This window comes from Aliihoeflea sp., from assembly GCF_052435475.1.
Lineage (GTDB): Bacteria > Pseudomonadota > Alphaproteobacteria > Rhizobiales > Rhizobiaceae > Aliihoeflea.
This window is the reverse complement of record NZ_JBQVMV010000002.1, coordinates 249768-265578: the sequence shown is the minus strand read 5'-3', so window position 1 is coordinate 265578 and position 15811 is coordinate 249768. Positions and strand designations below refer to the sequence as shown.

14 protein-coding genes are annotated in these 15811 nt (G+C 64.2%); 3 read left to right on the top strand and 11 right to left on the bottom strand.

Going from position 1 to position 15811, the window contains the following annotated elements; genetic code table 11:
* Positions 1-5: 5 nt before the first annotated feature.
* From ACT6QU_RS04370 to maiA, 3 genes are read left to right on the top strand one after another with little or no spacing between them, the layout of a single operon-like run.
* Positions 6-2369, top strand: a complete 2364-nt coding sequence (locus ACT6QU_RS04370) for an aldehyde dehydrogenase family protein (protein WP_444562826.1) — start codon at positions 6-8, stop codon at positions 2367-2369.
* A 16-nt stretch (positions 2370-2385) separates the two neighbouring features.
* Positions 2386-2853, top strand: coding sequence for a homoprotocatechuate degradation operon regulator HpaR (gene hpaR, locus ACT6QU_RS04365; protein ID WP_444562825.1), 468 nt, complete (start codon positions 2386-2388; stop codon positions 2851-2853).
* Positions 2850-3500 (top strand): maleylacetoacetate isomerase, encoded by a 651-nt coding sequence (gene maiA, locus ACT6QU_RS04360; protein WP_444562824.1) that lies wholly within the window; start codon positions 2850-2852, stop codon positions 3498-3500. The genes hpaR and maiA overlap by 4 nt, the downstream gene beginning before the upstream one ends.
* A gap of 1 nt (position 3501) precedes the next feature.
* Here maiA and ACT6QU_RS04355 read toward each other — a convergent pair whose 3' ends face one another.
* The 11 genes from ACT6QU_RS04355 to nuoL form a co-directional block, all read right to left on the bottom strand.
* Complete coding sequence (locus ACT6QU_RS04355) at positions 3502-3642, bottom strand: hypothetical protein (protein WP_444562823.1); 141 nt, start codon at positions 3640-3642, stop codon at positions 3502-3504.
* Positions 3643-3742: 100 nt separating this feature from the next.
* The gene (locus tag ACT6QU_RS04350; RefSeq protein WP_024585822.1) at positions 3743-4432 is read right to left on the bottom strand and encodes an ABC transporter ATP-binding protein; all 690 of its coding nucleotides are present in this window, start codon (positions 4430-4432) and stop codon (positions 3743-3745) included.
* The gene (locus ACT6QU_RS04345) at positions 4432-5712 is read right to left on the bottom strand and encodes a lipoprotein-releasing ABC transporter permease subunit (RefSeq protein WP_024585823.1); all 1281 of its coding nucleotides are present in this window, start codon (positions 5710-5712) and stop codon (positions 4432-4434) included. The genes ACT6QU_RS04350 and ACT6QU_RS04345 overlap by 1 nt, the downstream gene beginning before the upstream one ends.
* A complete protein-coding gene (gene proS, locus ACT6QU_RS04340) occupies positions 5709-7037 on the bottom strand; it encodes a proline--tRNA ligase (protein ID WP_444562822.1) in 1329 nt (442 codons plus the stop codon). The genes ACT6QU_RS04345 and proS overlap by 4 nt, the downstream gene beginning before the upstream one ends.
* A gap of 411 nt (positions 7038-7448) precedes the next feature.
* Positions 7449-7715, bottom strand: coding sequence for a DUF1467 family protein (locus tag ACT6QU_RS04335; RefSeq protein WP_024585825.1), 267 nt, complete (start codon positions 7713-7715; stop codon positions 7449-7451).
* Positions 7716-7818: 103 nt separating this feature from the next.
* Complete coding sequence (gene mce / locus ACT6QU_RS04330; protein ID WP_444562821.1) at positions 7819-8223, bottom strand: methylmalonyl-CoA epimerase; 405 nt, start codon at positions 8221-8223, stop codon at positions 7819-7821.
* Positions 8224-8327: 104 nt separating this feature from the next.
* Positions 8328-9995, bottom strand: coding sequence for a ribonuclease J (locus ACT6QU_RS04325; RefSeq protein WP_444562820.1), 1668 nt, complete (start codon positions 9993-9995; stop codon positions 8328-8330).
* A complete protein-coding gene (locus ACT6QU_RS04320) occupies positions 9995-10837 on the bottom strand; it encodes a biotin--[acetyl-CoA-carboxylase] ligase (RefSeq protein WP_444562819.1) in 843 nt (280 codons plus the stop codon). The genes ACT6QU_RS04325 and ACT6QU_RS04320 overlap by 1 nt, the downstream gene beginning before the upstream one ends.
* A 4-nt stretch (positions 10838-10841) precedes the next feature.
* Positions 10842-12278 (bottom strand): NADH-quinone oxidoreductase subunit NuoN, encoded by a 1437-nt coding sequence (nuoN, locus tag ACT6QU_RS04315; protein ID WP_444562818.1) that lies wholly within the window; start codon positions 12276-12278, stop codon positions 10842-10844.
* A gap of 15 nt (positions 12279-12293) precedes the next feature.
* The gene (locus ACT6QU_RS04310; RefSeq protein WP_444562817.1) at positions 12294-13823 is read right to left on the bottom strand and encodes an NADH-quinone oxidoreductase subunit M; all 1530 of its coding nucleotides are present in this window, start codon (positions 13821-13823) and stop codon (positions 12294-12296) included.
* Entirely contained in the window at positions 13823-15808 is a 1986-nt protein-coding gene (gene nuoL, locus ACT6QU_RS04305; RefSeq protein ID WP_444562816.1) for an NADH-quinone oxidoreductase subunit L, read from the bottom strand. The genes ACT6QU_RS04310 and nuoL overlap by 1 nt, the downstream gene beginning before the upstream one ends.
* Positions 15809-15811 lie beyond the last annotated feature (3 nt).

Sequence of the window (15811 nt, the reverse complement as noted above, 5' to 3'; positions counted from 1 at the left end):
GAGTCGTGAACATTCTGGAACGTTATGACGCCATGGAATATGGCCCCGCCCCCGAATCCCGCTCGGAAGCCGACCGCTGGCTGGCCGCGCGGGATCTGGCCGCATCGCTCTTCATCAACGGCGATTGGGTGAAGCCGGCCTCCGGCAAGACCTTCGAGACCCGCGAGCCCGCTTCGGGCAAGCTGCTCGCCACGCTCGGCGAGGCGGGCGCTGCGGATATCGACGCCGCCGTCGCGGCCGCCCGCAAGGCGCTGCCGAAATGGCAGGCGCTGTCGGGCTATGAGCGTGCGCGCCATCTTTATGCGATCGGCCGCGCGATGCAGCGCCATACACGACTCTTCGCGGTGCTGGAGTCGCTCGACAATGGCAAGCCGATCCGCGAAACCCGCGACATCGACGTTCCGCTGGCGATCCGCCATTTCATCCATCACGCCGGCTGGGCGCAGGCGCTCGACAAGGAATTTCCCGGTCACAAGGCCGCCGGCGTCGCGGGCCAGATCATCCCCTGGAACTTCCCGCTCCTGATGCTCGCCTGGAAGATCGCGCCGGCGCTCGCCGCCGGCTGCACGGTCGTCCTCAAGCCGGCCGAGTTCACGCCACTCACTGCCGTTCTCTTCGCCGAAATCTGCGCCCGCGTCGGCCTGCCGAAGGGCGTCGTCAACATCGTCCAGGGCGGCCCTGAAGCCGGCTCCGCCATCGTCGACCATGCCGACATCGACAAGATCGCCTTCACCGGTTCGTCCGAGGTCGGCAAGATCATCCGCAAGGCGACCGCCGGCACCGGAAAGAAATTGTCGCTCGAACTCGGCGGCAAATCCGCCTTCATCGTCTTCGAGGACGCCGATCTCGATTCCGCCGTCGAAGGGCTGGTCGACGGCATCTGGTTCAACCAGGGCCAGGTCTGCTGCGCCGGCTCGCGCCTCCTCGTGCAGGAAGGCATTGCCGAACGTTTCGTCGAAAAGGTCAAGGCGCGCATGGGCAAGCTTCGGCTTGGCGATCCGCTGGACAAGAACACCGATATCGGCCCGCTCGTCGACAGGACGCAGTTGGAGCGTGTGCGCCGTCTTGTCGCGCAGGGCGCGTCCGAAGGCGCGATCTGCTGGCAGCCGGACTGCGCGGTTCCGACAGAGGGCCACTACCACCTGCCGGTTCTCGCCACCAATCTCGCGCCGGCGAACGTCCTGGCGCAGGAGGAGGTGTTCGGCCCCGTCCTCGCCGCGATGACCTTCCGCACGACCGACGAAGCGGTGTCGATCGCCAACAACACCCGCTACGGCCTTGCTGCTTCGGTCTGGAGCGAGAACATCAACCTCGCGCTCGACGCTGCGCCCAAGCTCAAGGCCGGTGTCGTCTGGATCAACGGCACCAACATGTTCGATGCCGCCTGCGGCTTCGGCGGCTACCGCGAGAGCGGTTTCGGCCGTGAAGGCGGGCGCGAGGGCATGGCGGAATATCTCGTCGCGCCTATGGCGAAATCGGCCGATCTGGCGCCGGCCAAGGCCGTCGTGTCCACTTCGGCCGCCGATGGCGCGGGCATCGACCGCACGGCCAAGCTCTATATCGGCGGCAAGCAGGTCCGGCCGGACGGCGCCTATTCTATGCCGGTCACCGGCGCCAAGGGACGGCTCGCCGGCGAAGTCGGCATCGGCAGCCGCAAGGACATTCGCGACGCGGTGTCCGCCGCCCACGCCGCCAAGGGCTGGGCATCCGCCACCGGCTACAACCGCGCGCAGGTGCTCTATTTCTTCGCCGAGAACCTCGACGCACGCGCCGACGAATTCGCAACCCGCATCGCGGATTTGACCGGTGCATCCGCTCGCGCATCGCGCGCCGAGGTCGATCTCTCGGTCGAGCGGCTGTTCGCGCTTGCCGGCCTTGCCGACAAGTATGAAGGCCGGGTCCACCAGCCGCCTGCCCGCGCCGTGACGCTTGCCCTTCAAGAGCCGGTCGGCGTCATCGGCGTCGTCGCCTCCGACGACCAGCCGCTTCTCGGCCTGATCTCGCTGATCGCGCCGGCGTTGGCGATGGGCAACAGCGTCGTCGCGGTGCCGTCCGCCCGCCATGCGCTCGTCGCGACCGACCTCTACCAGGTCATGGAAACCTCCGACCTGCCGGCCGGCGCGGTCAACATCGTCACCGGCCCGGCCCGCGACCTCGCCAAGGTTCTGGCGATGCACGACGATGTCGACGGGCTCTGGGTGGTGGCCGACAAAGACACATGCCGGACGGCGGAAGCCGAATCCGTCGGCAATCTCAAACGGGTGTGGACATCGACTGGAAAGTCCGTCGACTGGTCGGTACAGCCGCACGATCTTCTCCTGCCGCGCGCGGTTGAGGTGAAAAATGTCTGGGTTCCGTATGGCGACTGAAACCGGGAAGCGAGCGATGGGCAAGGAAAACGGCGTTCTGGAAGATACGTTGCTGCCGCGCGACACGTCCCGCTCCCTTCCACTCTCGCTGTTGCGCGCGCGCGAAGCCGTCATGGTCCGTTTTCGACCATTGTTGGCCGTTCATGACCTGACCGAGCAGCAATGGCGCGTCATCCGCATCCTCGGCGAAACGAGCCCGCTCGACGCGACCGAGGTCGCGGAACGGGCCTGCGTCCTCGCCCCCAGCCTGACCCGGATCATCAAGTCGCTCGAAGAGCGCGGCATCATCCGGCGCGAGCGCGACCATGCGGATGCGCGCCGCACGCTGCTCAGCCTCAACGAGGCCGGGTTCGACCTGATCCGCGACGTAACTCCGCAAAGCGTCGCGATCTACTCCGTTCTGGAAGCACGCTACGGCCGCGAAAAGACCGAGCATCTGATCGACATGCTGAACGAACTGGCGGCGATGAAGGACGGCGCATGAGCCGGGTCGTCCTGCACAACTACTTCCGGTCTTCCACCTCCTACCGCGTCCGCATCGCGCTCAATCTCAAGGGCGTCGACTACGACTACATTGCGCACCATCTGCGCCACGGCGAACACCGGGACCCGGCCTTTTTGGCAGTCAATGCCCAAGGATTGGTGCCGGCACTGGTATGGACGGACGGCACCGTCCTCACGCAGTCGCTGGCGATCTGCGAATTTCTCGACGAAGTGATCCCACAGCCCGCGCTTCTTCCCGCCGATGCGGCCGGCCGCGCACGGGTTCGGGCGATCGCGCAGATGATCGCATGCGAAATCCATCCGGTGAACAATCTGCGTGTTCTCAACGCGCTACGCGCGCGCTACGGGGCCGACGACGCTGGCATCGCCGACTGGTTCCGGCATTGGGTCAACGAAACATTTGCGCCGCTTGAAGCGATGCTCGCGGCGAGCCCGCAGACGGGCCGCTTCTGCCATGGAGACGAGCCGGGCCTGGCGGATATCTGCCTCGTCGCTCAGGTCGCGAACAATGCGCGCTTCAATGTCGACATGACGCCCTATCCGACCATTTCGCGCATTCGCGACGCGTGCATGGAACGAGCCGCCTTTGCAGACGCTGCGCCTGCCCGGCAGCCCGACGCCGAATAGGTCAGTTGGCGGATGTCGCCGCGACCGGGGGATTGATCAGAGCGAGCCGCGCCATTGGGTCCGCCTGCACGTCGCCGAAGAAGTAAAACGATCCTGCCACGAGCGCGCCGATCAGCGCGGTGGAGATAAACCTGCCTGCCATTTTCTTATGTCCCGCTGGCGCCGGAGCGCCGTCCCTTCAAAGGACAAATGGCCGGGCTGGGGGATCGTTCCCTTCCCGGCACAATTTTCACGGGTATCGATCAGGCGACGACTTCGACGACCTTGCCTTCGGCCAGCGTGACGCGCCGGTCCATGCGGGAGGCGAGTTCGTGGTTGTGCGTGGCGATCAGCGCCGACAGGCCCGACTGGCGCACGAGCGCTTCGAGCGCGTCGAAAACGTAGCCTGCCGTCGCCGGGTCGAGGTTTCCGGTCGGCTCGTCCGCCAGCAGAAGCCGGGGCGCGTTGGCGACCGCGCGGGCAATCGCCACGCGCTGCTGCTCGCCGCCCGAAAGTTCAGCCGGGCGATGCGTCCCGCGATGGCCGATCTTCATGTAGTCGAGAAGCTGCGCCGCACGCTCGGAAGCTTCCTTCGATTTCAAACCGCGCACGAGTTGCGGCATCATGATGTTCTCGAGCGCCGAGAATTCGGGCAGCAGATGATGGAACTGGTAGACGAAGCCGATCTCGTTGCGGCGGATCGCCGTGCGGTCATCATCCGACAATTGCCCGCACTCCTGCCCGTTCAGCACGACATCGCCCGAATTCGGCCGTTCGAGCAGCCCGGCGGTGTGGAGCAGCGTCGACTTGCCGGCGCCGGACGGCGCAACAAGCGCGACCATCTCGCCTTGGCCGATCGTGAAGTCGGCGCCCTTCAGGATGACGAGCTTGCCCGCCGCATCCTCATAGAAGCGCTCGACACCCTTGAGCTGCAATACGGTCTTTGCCGCCATCATTCGTACCTCAGCGCATCGACCGGATCGAGCTTCGCAGCCCGCCATGCGGGAAAGAGCGTCGCCAGGAACGATAGCGCGAGCGCCATCAGGACCACCGAGACGGTTTCTGCGATGTCCATGCGTGCCGGCAACTGGCTCAGGAAATAGAGCTCCGGATTGAAGATCGTCGTTCCCGAGAGCCAGGAGAAGAACTGGCGGATCGATTCGACGTTGAGGCAGACGACCACGCCGAGAACGACCCCGGCGATCGTTCCAACCACACCGATGGCCGCGCCCGTCATGAAGAAAATCCGCATCACCGCGCCGCTCGTCGCGCCCATCGTGCGCAGGATCGCGATGTCGCGCCCCTTGTCCTTCACCAGCATGAAAAGGCCGGAGATGATGTTGAGCGCGGCGACGAGCACGATCAGCGTCAGGATCATGAACATGACGTTGCGCTCGACCTGCAGCGCGGAGAAGAAGGTCTGGTTGCGTTGTCGCCAGTCGGTCAGGAAGACCGGCCGCATCGCCGCGTCCTCGATCGCGGGCCGCAACTGGTCGACCGCGTCGGGGTTGTCGACGAAGACCTCGATCGACTGCGCGACGCCATCCGAATTGAAGAAAAGCTGGGCCTCCTCGATCGGCATGAACACCACCGACGCGTCATATTCCGACATGCCGAGTTGGAAGACCGCGATGACGGGGTAGGATTTGACGCGCGGCGTCGTGCCGAACGGGGTCACGTCGCCGTCGGCGGACGCGAAGGTGATCGGATCGCCGACCGTGATCCCCAGCGCCTCCGCCATGCGGCTGCCGATCGCGACGCCCTGGTCGCCCGCAAAGCCTTCGAGCGAGCCCTGCTGGATGTTGCCGGACACGCTGTCCATCTTGGCAAGGTCCTCGGCGCGCACGCCGCGGATCAGCGCGCCCGTTCCCGCCGTACGGCGCCCCGATGCGAGCACCTGCCCGTCGACATGCGGGATCGCATAGCGCACGCCGGCAATACCATTGAAGCGCGCGGCGATCTCCTCATAGTCGTCGAGCCCGCTCTCGATCGGCTGGACGACGAGATGGCCGTTGATGCCGAGAATGCGGTCGAGCAATTCGGCGCGGAACCCGTTCATCACTGCCATGACGATGATCAGCGTCGCCACGCCCAGCATGATGCCGATGAAGGAAATCATCGAGATGACCGAGATCACCGTTTCCTTGCGCTTGGAGCGCAGATAGCGCCATGCGACCATGCGCTCGAAGGCCGAAAACGGCCCGGCGCCCTTCTTCGACACCGCTTCGCTCATGCGGCAGCTCCCAGTTCGCGCACGACCGCATCGAGGGACACGGTGCGGCGCTCGCCGGTCTTGCGGTTCTTGATCTCGGCCTCGTTGGCGGCGACGCCGCGCGGGCCGACGATCACCTGCCAAGGCAGGCCGATCAGGTCGGCGGTGGCGAACTTGCCGCCGGCACGGCTGTCCGTGTCGTCATAGAGAACGTCCCGACCGGAAGCGCCGAGCTCGGCATAGAGCCGGTCGCAGGCCGCGTCGCAGCCGGCATCGCCGGACTTCATGTTGATCAGGCCGACGTCGAACGGCGCGACCGCGTCCGGCCAGACGATGCCGTTCTCGTCGTGGCTCGCCTCGATGATACCGGCGACGAGGCGCGACGGGCCGATGCCGTAGGAGCCCATCGAAACGAAATGCTCCTTGCCGTCCGGGCCCTGCACCTTGGCCCCCATGGGCTTGGAATATTTCTCGCCGAAGTGGAAGATGTGGCCAACCTCGATCCCGCGCGCGGCGAGCTTGTCACCATCGCCGACGGTGCTCCACGCGCCCTCGTCGTGCATCTCCTCTGTCGCCGCATAGGGCGTCGTCCAGCGCTGCACGATCTCGGCCATCGCCGCATCGTCGCGAAAATCGGTGTCCGCGCCCGGCACGGTCAGGTCGAGATAGGCCTTGTCGCAGAAGACCTGGCTCTCGCCGGTCTCGGCCAGAATGATGAATTCGTGCGAAAGGTCGCCGCCAATCGGGCCGGTATCGGCACGCATCGGGATCGCCTTCATGCCGACGCGCGTAAACGTGCGCAGGTAGGAGACGAACATGCGGTTATACGCCGCCTTCGACGCTTCGTAGTCGATGTCGAACGAATAGGCGTCCTTCATCAGGAATTCGCGCGAGCGCATGACGCCGAAGCGCGGGCGCACCTCGTCGCGGAACTTCCACTGGATATGGTAGAGATTGAGCGGCAGGTCCTTGTAGGACTTGACGTAGGAGCGGAAAATCTCCGTCACCATCTCCTCGTTGGTCGGGCCGTAGAGAAGATCGCGGTTCTGGCGATCCTTGATGCGCAGCATCTCCTTGCCGTAGTCGTCGTAGCGGCCGCTTTCGCGCCACAGCTCGGCGGACTGGATGGTCGGCATCAGGATTTCGTGCGCGCCGGCCCGGTCCTGTTCGTCGCGGATGATCCGGTTGACCTTGTCGAGCACGCGCTTGCCCAGCGGCAGCCAGGTGAACGAGCCCTGCCCCTGCTGGCGGATCATGCCGGCACGCAGCATCAGCCGGTGCGAAACGATCTCGGCCTCGCGGGGGTTTTCCTTCAGGATGGGAAGAAAGTACTGCGACAAACGCATCAAGGACGTCCATTGAGAAAGAGAGAAGCGCGGAATCAAACGGCCGAACTGAGCCACGATCGCCCGCGCTTCATAGCCATTTCAGCGCTCCTTGAAAACCCGGGCGATGACGACACGCGACGGGGCCCGCACGTGCCGGAATTTTGTGCATTGCAGCACAAAATGCGGGCTTACAGCGCGAGAATTAAGGTGACATCGGTGCGACGATTGGTCTAGTCTCACCGTCATAACAGAGAAGGCGAGCATTTTATTTCGCTTTCCGACGCGGTCAAAGTCTTGGGAGGATGCGATCCTGGCGCGATTAACCCGCTGCCGCCTGTAACTGGAATGGATCGGACGCGTTCAAATTTGCAAGGCCTCGTGCCTTGCATTTTTTTTGGGCATCGAAATTAATCGATACTTGTCACGTCGTCAGGCGCCGGGCCCGATTCTGGGAATGTCGTCGAAGCTCCATCCGAATACGGACGTCGCCAGGTAGAACGCGCCATAGATCAGCGCAGAGACGATGGTGGTGCGGATGACGGCCTTCAGCATGTGAGATCCCGCCGGCGCACTCGCCGTGGTGCCCAAGGTGACGTCCCCGTCTTCGTCCTGCGTGCGCAGGCCAAAGGGCAGCATCGCGAACAGCACCGTCCACCAGATGATGAAATAGACCGCGAAAGCGGAAATCCAGGTCATAGGTCGTCCTCATGCGGATCGCCGGCAACGGCCGCGATCATCGGTGCCGCCTCCCCTAGCCGAACTGCACCCTTGGGCAAACGTGTCGCTTGGTCGCGCGCCGTCAGACCTGTTCGAGCTCGACCAGCGTTCCCATGAAATCCTTCGGGTGCAGGAAGATCACCGGCTTGCCGTGGGCGCCGATCTTCGGCTCGCCGTCGCCCAGCACACGCGCGCCGAAAGCCTTCATGCGGTCGCGTGCCGCCCGAATGTCGTCTACCTCATAGCAGACATGATGCATGCCGCCCGACGGGTTCTTCTCGATGAAGGTCTGGATGCTCGACCCTTCGCCCAATGGTTCCAGAAGCTCGATCTTGGTATTGCCGACATCGACGAAGACCACCGTCACCCCATGCTCCGGCAGCGCCTGCGGCTCGGACACCCGCCCCCCCAGCGTATCGCGGTAAAGCGCGGTCGCGGCGGCAAGGTCCGGCACGGCGAGGGCTACGTGGTTGAGGCGTCCAAGCATCGGCTCTCCCCTTGGTGAATGGTGAATGGTGAATGGTGAACTGGAAGGGATCTATAGCGGTGTCAAGCGCGCCGCCGGCTTCCATTCACCATTCACCGCGCGCTTTAGCGCGTGACGAACACCGTCACGATCGGCTTCTTGCCCCAGGCGTCATTCGCGGCCGAACGCACAGCGCGGCGCGCCGCCTCGGACACCATGTCGAGATCCTTGCGGCGCTGGCGTGGAATGCTTTCCACCGCACCGATCGCCGCGTCCAGCATGATGTCCTCGAGCGCTTCGCCCTTGGCATCCGTCTCGGCGACGCCGATGGCGACGATGTCCGGCTCGCCCGCCATCTCGTAGCGATCGTCGAGGACGACGTTGAGGACGACATGACCGGCGAAGGCCAGCTTGCGCCGGTCGCGCACGCCGACTTCCTGCTCGGTGCCGATGATGCGGCCATCCTTCATCAGGCGGCCGAAGGGCACCGTCCCGACGATTTCGGCGGCGCCCGGCGCAAGGCGGATCATGTCGCCATTGCGCACCTGGGCGACCTCGGGGATGCCGGCGCTCGCTCCGAGCGAGCCTTGCGCGACCAGATGCGCGGCTTCGCCATGCACCGGCACGAGGATGCGCGGCTTGACCCAGGAATACATCTTGAGCAGTTCACTGCGACGCGGATGGCCCGACACGTGGACCAGCGCGTCGCCGTCTTCGACGATCTTGATACCCTGCTCGATGAGCTGGTTCTTGATCTCGAGAATCGCCTTTTCATTGCCAGGAATGACGCGCGAGGAAAAGACCACCGTGTCGCCGGCGGTCAGCGCGACATGCTTCATCTCGTCACGCGCAAGCTTGGCGAGAGCGGCGCGCGGCTCGCCCTGGCTGCCGGTGCACAGCACGACGACGTTCTCGCGCGGAATGTAGCCGTAATCCTCTTCCTGAAGGAAGGGCGGCAGGCCGTCGAGATAGCCGAGCTCGCCGGCGACGTCGATGACGCGCTTCAACGATCGTCCGAGCACGAGAACTTGGCGGCCGGTGTCGCGCGCGGCCTCCGCGATCGAGACGATGCGGCCGACATTGGACGAGAAGGTCGTGATCGCGACGCGACCGACAGACTTCTCGATGACGCCGCGAATGCCTTCGCTGACTGCCTGCTCGGACGGCGAATCGCCCTCACGCATGGCATTGGTCGAATCGCAGATCAGCGCCGTCACACCCTCTTCGCCGATCTGGCGAAAACGGTTCTCGTCGGTCATCGGCGGCAGGTTGGGGGCCGGATCGAGCTTCCAGTCGCCGGTGTGGACGACCGTGCCGACCGGCGTGCGGATCGCCAGCGAAACCGGCTCGGGGATCGAGTGCGTCACGGCGACGGCCTCGATCTCGAACGGGCCGATCTTGAAGCGCTCGCCCGCCTTGTAGATGTTGACCGGCGGCTTGACGCGGACATTGTCCGAAATGCGCTTGGCCTCGAGCATCGCCGCTGAGAACGGCGTCATCCAGACGGGCGCTTTCAGCTTCGGCCAGGTGTCGAGCAGCGCGCCGTAGTGATCCTCATGCGCGTGCGTGATGACGATGCCGCGCAACCGGTCGATCTGGCTTTCGATGAAGCGCGTGTCGGGCAGCACCAAATCGACGCCGGGCAGCGTCGGGTCGGGGAACGTCACGCCGACATCCACCACCAGCCATTCGCGCTTGGCCGCCGGCCCGAAGCCGTAGAGCGCGAAGTTCATCCCGATTTCACCGACCCCGCCAAGCGGGCAAAAGACGAGTTCGTTCTTGTCGTCTGCCATTAATCTCCTGCTTTCTCGTCTAGACTTGCGGAAGCGACGGCGCCGAAATGAACGTCGCCGGCCGCGATCCTGATTGTGTTTCCGTCATTCTCCCGGATGACGAACCGGCATTCCTCATCGATCGTCTCGAAGCGGCCGCGTACCACGCGTCCTTCCGCGCGCACCGCCACCTCCGATCCGAGACCCGCCGCCTTGGCGAGCCATTTTTCCCTGATGGCGCCAAGGCCGCGACCCTCGCGCCACAAACGCTCATTGTCGATCCACGCGTCGGACAGCGCCAGAAACAGGTCCTGCGCGTTTATTCCCGCGCCCATCTCATTCAGCGACGTCGCCGGATAAGGCACGTCCTGGGGGTACGTCACGACATTGACGCCGATGCCGATCACCAGCGCATAGCGCGCCGGGTCCAGCATGGCCGATTCGAGCAGGATACCCGAAAGCTTCGCGCCATGTGCGAGAACGTCGTTCGGCCACTTGAGCTCGAAGCGCCCCCTGCCCGCAGTCGAGCCGCCATCGACGCCGATGCCGATCCGCGCCTGCGGCACCACCGCCTCCAGCGCATCCGAAAGCGCGAGCCCGGCGACGAAGCCGAGCGCTGCCGCCTGTCCGAGCGGTACGTCCGGCGTCAGGAGAAGCGAAGCGGCGAGATTGCCGCGCTGCGTCTGCCAGGGACGGCCACGCCGCCCGCGACCTGCCACCTGATGGTCGGAGACGAACCATGTGCGTCCCTGCCCACCGGCCCTTGCCCGGTCGAGCGCTTCCGCATTGGTCGAACCGACCGTGTCGAAGACTTCCAGGCCGTAGCCGGCAGCGAGCGCCGAAGGTGCAAGCGCGAATGCCATGCCGTCAGAAGAAGCTGCGCGCGGCGGCCTCGGCCATGGTGCCGATCGGGCCACCGATCAGCACGTAGAACAGGACGAACGCGCCGGACGCGCCGAGGACGAGGCGCAGTTCGCCCGCCATCGGCACGAAACCACCCGCCGGCTCGTCGAACCACATCAGCTTGATGATACGCAGATAGTAGTAGGCGCCGACGACGGAGGCGATGACGCCGATGATCGCCAGCGGATAGAGCTGCGCTTCGATCGCGGCGAGGAAGACGTACCACTTGCCCCAGAAGCCTGCGAGCGGCGGGATGCCGGCGAGCGAGAACATCAGGATCGTCAGCAGCGTCGCCATGACGGGATTGGTCGAGGACAGGCCCGCCAGTTCGTCGATCTGTTCGACGTGCCCATCCTTGCGGCGCATGGCGAGGATGAAGGCGAAGGTGCCGAGCGTCATGGCGAGGTAGATCAGCATGTAGATCGCGACGCCGCGCACACCCGCCTGGCTATTGGCGGCAAGGCCGACCAGCGCGAAGCCCATATGGGCGATCGACGAATAGGCCATCAGGCGCTTGATGTTGCGCTGGCCGATCGCGGCGAAGGCGCCGAGCGCCATCGAGGCGATCGAGATGAAGACGATGATCTGCTGCCAGTCCGGCGCGACCGGCTGGAATGCACCGACCGTGACGCGCACCAGAAGCGCCATGGCGGCGATCTTGGGCGCGGCGGCGAAGAAGGCCGTCACCGGCGTCGGCGCGCCTTCATAGACGTCCGGCGTCCACATGTGGAACGGGACGGCCGAAATCTTGAAGGCAAGGCCTGCCAGAACGAAAACGAGACCGAAGACGAGACCGAGCGAGCGTTCGCCACCGGACAGCGCGGCCGCGATCTCGGTGAAGCCGGTATTGCCCGTATAGCCGTAGACGAGCGAGATGCCATAGAGCAGCATGCCCGAGGACAGCGCGCCGAGGACGAAGTATTTCAGGCCGGCTTCCGTCGAGCGAACATTGTCGCGATTGAAGGCAGCAACGACGTAGAGCGCGAGCGACTGCAGTTCGAGGCCCATATAGAGCGTCAGCATGTCGTTGGCCGACACCATGACCATCATGCCGAGCGTCGCCAGCATGATCAGGACCGGATATTCGAACTTGTCGAACTTCTCCGCCTTGGCGAAGCCGACCGACATGACCAGCGTCACGACCGCACCGATGACGGTCAGCACCTTCATGAACCGGGAGAACGGGTCGGCGACGAACGCGCCCGCGAAGCCCTCGCCATAGTCCGAGAAGAGCAGCATCCACGCGCCGACGCCGATCAGCACCGCGACGGCAAGCCCCGTCACCGTCATGTTTGCGCGCGGCCCCGAAAAGACGCCGATCATCAGGAGAACCATGGCGCCGACCGCCATGATGATCTCCGGCGTGACGAGGGCGAGGCTCTGGGACAGGTCTAGGGTCATGGTCTTTTCCGCGCCTTACTGCTGCGCTGCGGTCTGAAGGCCGTCGGCCGCGGCAGCTTCCGCCGCTTCGATCGACAGGTTCACATTGTTGACGAGCGCCTCCACCGAGGCGGCGGTCACGTCGAAGATCGGGGCCGGATAGACGCCGAAGAGGATGACGAGCGCGACGAGCGGATAGATGATCGCCTTCTCGCGCCCCGACAGGTCGAGCAGCCCCTTGAGGCTCTCCTTGGTCAGCGCACCGTAGATGACGCGGCGATAGAGCCACAGCGCATAGGCGGCCGACAGGATCACGCCGAGCGTCGCCACGAGTGCAACGAGCGTATTGACCTGGAACACGCCGAGCAGCGTCAGGAACTCACCGACGAAACCGGACGTTCCCGGCAGGCCGACATTCGCCATCGTCAGGATCAGGAACACCACCGCATATTTCGGCATGTTGTTGACGAGGCCGCCATAGGCGGAAATCTCGCGGGTGTGCATCCGGTCGTAGACGACGCCGACGCACAGGAACAGCGCGCCCGAGACGAGGCCGTGGCTGAGCATCTGGAAGATGCCGCCCTGGATGCCTTCCGGGTTCATCGCGAAGATGCCCATGGTCACGTAACCCATATGGGCGACCGACGAATAGGCGATCAGCTTCTTGATGTCCTCCTGCATCAGAGCGACGAGCGAGGTGTAGACGATCGCGATCGCCGACAGCCAGAAGATCAGCGGCTGGAAGTAGATCGACGCATCCGTGAACATCGGCAGCGAGAAGCGCAGGAAGCCGTAGCCGCCCATCTTCAGGAGGACGGCTGCCAGGATCACCGAACCGGCCGTAGGCGCCTCGACATGCGCGTCCGGAAGCCAGGTATGGACGGGCCACATCGGCATCTTCACCGCAAAGGAGGCGAAGAAGGCGAGCCACAGCCATTGCTGCATGCCGACGGGGAAGTCGTGCGTCATCAGCGTCGGGATGTCGGTCGTGCCGGCTTCCCAGAACATCGCCATGATGGCGAGCATCATCAGGACCGAGCCGAGGAGCGTGTAGAGGAAGAACTTGAACGAGGCATAGACGCGCTGCTTGCCGCCCCACACGCCGATGATGATGAACATCGGGATCAGCACGGCTTCGAAGAAGACGTAGAAGAGCACGAGGTCGAGCGCGCAGAAGACGCCGATCATCAGCGTTTCCAGGATCAGGAACGCGATCATGTATTCCTTGATGCGCTTCTCGATCGCATTCCACGAGGCAAGGATGCAGATCGGCATCAGGAAGGTCGTCAGGATGACGAACAGCATCGAAATGCCATCGACGCCCAGATGATAGGAGATGCCCGAATCCAGCCAGTCCACCTTCTCGACCATCTGGAAGCCGGGATCGGCATTGTCGAAACCGAGCCAGATGAAGATCGAGAGCAGGAAGGTGAAGACGGTCGTCAGGAGCGCGACGTTGCGGATGTTGCGCCGCGCGGAATTCCCCTCGTCCCGGATCAGGAGGATCAGGAACGCGCCAACCAGCGGCAGGAAAGTGACCGTGGAAAGAATGGGCCAGTCGGTCATCAGAAGGAGCTCCCGAGCATCATCCACGTGACGAGCGCGGCGATGCCAATCATCATGGCGAAGGCGTAGTGGTAGAGGTAGCCGGTCTGCAGCTTGACGACGCGGTTGGTCACATCGACGACGCGCGCGGAGATGCCGTCAGGGCCGAGCCCGTCGATCACCTTGCCGTCACCGGTCTTCCACAGGAAGCGGCCGAGACGCATGGCGGGACGTACGAACAGGAAGTCGTAGAGCTCGTCGAAATACCACTTGTTCAAGAGGAACTGGTAGAGACCATGATGGCGCGCTGCCAGTTCGCGCGGCTTTTCGGGCGAGCGGATGTAGAACTCGTAAGCCGTCAGGAAGCCGATGACCATGGCGAGGAACGGCGACGCCTTCACCCAGAACGGGACTTCGTGGAACTCGTGGAGAATGTGGTTCTCCTCGGCCATGAAGATCGCGCCCTTCCAGAAGGCATCGTAGCTGTCGCCGACGAAGAAGCCATAGAAGAGCACGCCCGCGAACAGCGCGCCGACGGCGAGGATGTAGAGCGGCACCAGCATCACCGGCGGCGATTCATGCACATGGTGCATGACATCCGCGGTCGCCCGCGGCTTGCCGTGGAAGGTCATGAAGATCAGGCGCCACGAATAGAAGCTGGTGAAGACGGCGGCGATGACGAGCAGCACGAAGGCGGGACCCGCGAACGCGTTGTGCGCGGCAAACGCGCCCTCGACGATCGCGTCCTTGGAGAAGAAGCCGGCGGTGCCGATCATCGTCGCGGGAATGCCCACGCCCGTCAGCGCGATCGTGCCGATTATCATCATCCAGTAGGTGCGGGGGATGAGCCGGCGCAGACCGCCCATGCGGCGCATGTCCTGCTCGTCCGAGACGGCGTGGATCACCGAGCCGGAGCCGAGGAACAGGAGCGCCTTGAAGAAGGCGTGCGTGAAGAGATGGAAGATCGCAGCAGCATAAAAGCCGGTGCCGATCGCCACGAACATGTAGCCGAGCTGCGAGCAGGTCGAATACGCGATCACGCGCTTGATGTCGTTCTGGACGAGGCCCACGGTCGCGGCGAAGAAGGCCGTGATCGCGCCGATGAAGGTGACGACGAGCAGTGCGGTGTGGCTGAGCTCGAACACCGGCGACAGGCGCGACAGCATGAAGACGCCGGCGGTGACCATGGTCGCCGCATGGATCAGCGCGGAGACGGGTGTCGGGCCCTCCATCGCGTCCGGCAGCCAGGTGTGCAGCGGCACCTGCGCCGACTTGCCCATCGCTCCCATGAAGAGCAGCAGGCAGATGACGGTGACGGCAGTCGTCTGTTCGAGACCGTAGCCGAGGAAGTTCAGCACGACCGGCCCAGCTTCCGCACCCTCGACCGGCGCCATCGTGGCGGCAGTTGCGAAGATGGTGTCGAAATTGACCGAGCCGAACAGCACGAACAGTCCGAAAATGCCGAGCAGGAAGCCGAAATCTCCGACGCGATTGACCACGAACGCCTTGATCGCAGCCGCATTCGCCGACGGCTTCTTGTACCAGAAACCGATCAGCAGATAGGACGCGAGGCCAACGCCCTCCCAGCCGAAGAACATCTGGATGAGATTGTCAGACGTCACCAGCATCAGCATGGCGAAGGTGAAGAGCGACAGGTATGCGAAGAAGCGCGGCCGATGCGGGTCGTGGTGCATGTAGCCGATCGAATAGATGTGGACGAGCGCCGACACGGTGTTCACGACGACCAGCATCACCGCCGTCAGCGTGTCGATCCTCAGCGCCCAGGACGCATCGAGCGCACCCGACTGTATGAAGCGGAGAACCGGTACGGTGAAGCCTTCCGTGTCGCCGAGCGCGACCTGGAAGAACGCGACCCAGGACAGGACCGCCGCGATCACCAGGAAACCGGACGTCACATATTCCGACGCCTTGGCCCCGATCGCGCGACCGCCGAGGCCGGCGATCAGGAAGCCGAGAAGCGGAAGAAAGACGATGGCGTGATACATGAG

What these genes read in the sequence shown, in the direction of transcription:
- ACT6QU_RS04335 (WP_024585825.1), bottom strand. Translation starts at nt 7,715, where the DNA reads ATGACCTGGATTTCCGCTTTCGCGGTCTATTTCATCATCTGGTGGACG.
- ACT6QU_RS04345 (WP_024585823.1), bottom strand. Translation starts at nt 5,712, where the DNA reads ATGAGCGAAGCGGTGTCGAAGAAGGGCGCCGGGCCGTTTTCGGCCTTC.
- maiA (WP_444562824.1), top strand. Translation starts at nt 2,850, where the DNA reads ATGAGCCGGGTCGTCCTGCACAACTACTTCCGGTCTTCCACCTCCTAC.
- ACT6QU_RS04355 (WP_444562823.1), bottom strand. Translation starts at nt 3,642, where the DNA reads ATGGCAGGCAGGTTTATCTCCACCGCGCTGATCGGCGCGCTCGTGGCA.
- hpaR (WP_444562825.1), top strand. Translation starts at nt 2,386, where the DNA reads ATGGGCAAGGAAAACGGCGTTCTGGAAGATACGTTGCTGCCGCGCGAC.
- ACT6QU_RS04310 (WP_444562817.1), bottom strand. Translation starts at nt 13,823, where the DNA reads ATGACCGACTGGCCCATTCTTTCCACGGTCACTTTCCTGCCGCTGGTT.
- ACT6QU_RS04320 (WP_444562819.1), bottom strand. Translation starts at nt 10,837, where the DNA reads ATGGCATTCGCGCTTGCACCTTCGGCGCTCGCTGCCGGCTACGGCCTG.
- nuoN (WP_444562818.1), bottom strand. Translation starts at nt 12,278, where the DNA reads ATGACCCTAGACCTGTCCCAGAGCCTCGCCCTCGTCACGCCGGAGATC.
- mce (WP_444562821.1), bottom strand. Translation starts at nt 8,223, where the DNA reads ATGCTTGGACGCCTCAACCACGTAGCCCTCGCCGTGCCGGACCTTGCC.
- proS (WP_444562822.1), bottom strand. Translation starts at nt 7,037, where the DNA reads ATGCGTTTGTCGCAGTACTTTCTTCCCATCCTGAAGGAAAACCCCCGC.
- ACT6QU_RS04350 (WP_024585822.1), bottom strand. Translation starts at nt 4,432, where the DNA reads ATGGCGGCAAAGACCGTATTGCAGCTCAAGGGTGTCGAGCGCTTCTAT.
- nuoL (WP_444562816.1), bottom strand. Translation starts at nt 15,808, where the DNA reads ATGTATCACGCCATCGTCTTTCTTCCGCTTCTCGGCTTCCTGATCGCC.
- ACT6QU_RS04325 (WP_444562820.1), bottom strand. Translation starts at nt 9,995, where the DNA reads ATGGCAGACGACAAGAACGAACTCGTCTTTTGCCCGCTTGGCGGGGTC.